This window comes from Streptomyces sp. NPDC048417, assembly GCF_040651615.1.
Taxonomy (GTDB): Bacteria; Actinomycetota; Actinomycetes; order Streptomycetales; family Streptomycetaceae; genus Streptomyces.
This window is the reverse complement of record NZ_JBEZKI010000088.1, coordinates 1-1545: the sequence shown is the minus strand read 5'-3', so window position 1 is coordinate 1545 and position 1545 is coordinate 1. Positions and strand designations below refer to the sequence as shown.

Sequence of the window (1545 nt, the reverse complement as noted above, 5' to 3'; positions counted from 1 at the left end):
CGTTATGTTTTCCGCGGTCCTGCAAGAGGGCCGCTGGCCTCCGGGCCCGGCATGACTGTGTCCCCCTGTCGAACGGATGACCTGGGGGGTGGTGTCACCGGGCCCGGGAGGTGCCGTCGGAGACGCTGATGAGAGGTCCGGCCACCGCCCGGTCCGGCGCAACGCCGGACAGCTCGCGGGCGGCAGGTCTGCATAACGTGGATGCGCGCGTACGACACCGCTGCCGAGGCCGGCACGTTCAACTTTCCTGGAAGGGCGCGATGTTCGACACCGAAGACGTGGGCGTGTTCCTCGGCCTGGACGTCGGCAAGAGCTCTCATCACGGGCACGGGCTGACTCCGGCCGGGAAGAAGGTCTTCGACAAGCAGCTGCCCAACAGCGAGCCGAAACTGCGGGCCGTCTTCGACAAACTGGCCGCGAAGTTCGGCACCGTCCTGGTGATCGTGGACCAGCCCGCCTCCATCGGAGCCCTCCCGCTCACGGTCGCCCGGGACGCGGGCTGCAAAGTCGCCTACCTGCCCGGACTCGCGATGCGGCGGATCGCCGACCTGTATCCGGGCGAGGCCAAGACCGATGCCAAGGACGCTGCGGTCATCGCGGATGCGGCCCGGACCATGCCGCACACCCTGCGCTCGCTGGAGCTCACCGACGAGATCACCGCCGAGCTCACGGTCCTCGTCGGCTTCGACCAGGACCTCGCGGCCGAGGCCACCCGCACCTCCAACCGCATACGCGGCCTGCTCACCCAGTTCCACCCGTCGCTGGAGCGCGTCCTGGGCCCCCGCCTCGACCACCAGGCCATCCCCTGGCTGCTCGAGCGCTACGGCTCCCCGGCCGCACTGCGCAAAGCCGGCCGCCGCAGACTCGTCGAGCTCATCCGGCCCAAGGCCCCGCGCATGGCCCAGCGGCTGATCGACGACGTCTTCGAGGCGTTGGACGAGCAGACCGTCGTGGTCCCGGGGACCGGCACCCTCGACATCGTCGTGCCCTCCCTGGCCCGCTCTCTCGCCGCTGTCCACGAACAGCGCCGGGCCCTGGAAGCCCAGATCAACGCCCTGCTGGAGGCCCACCCTCTTTCCCCGGTCCTGACGTCGATGCCCGGCGTCGGCGTCAGGACCGCCGCCGTCCTGCTGGTCACCGTCGGCGACGGCACCAGCTTCCCGAGCGCCGCCCACCTGGCCTCCTACGCCGGACTCGCCCCGACCACGAAGTCGTCGGGGACCTCGATCCACGGCGAACACGCGCCGCGAGGCGGCAACCGCCAGCTCAAACGCGCCATGTTCCTCTCCGCCTTCGCCTGCATGAACGCCGATCCCGCCTCCCGCACCTACTACGACAAGCAACGCGCCCGCGGCAAAACCCACACCCAGGCCCTCCTCCGCCTCGCCCGCCAACGCGTCAGCGTCCTGTTCGCCATGCTCCGAGACGGCACCTTCTACGAATCCCGCACGCCCGCGGACGTCGAGCTCGCCGCATAACCCCAGCAAGCCCGAATCACCCCAAACCCGACAGGAGTGCCTTGACGAAGGACATAGAGGCACCCCC

At 69.8% G+C, this 1545-nt stretch carries 1 protein-coding gene; it reads left to right on the top strand.

Translation table 11 applies throughout. The features are described from left to right. Window positions 1-260 precede the first annotated feature (260 nt). On the top strand, window positions 261-1478 hold the full coding sequence (locus AB0D59_RS51085) for an IS110 family transposase (RefSeq protein WP_362580079.1): 1218 nt from the start codon (window positions 261-263) through the stop codon (window positions 1476-1478). Window positions 1479-1545 lie beyond the last annotated feature (67 nt).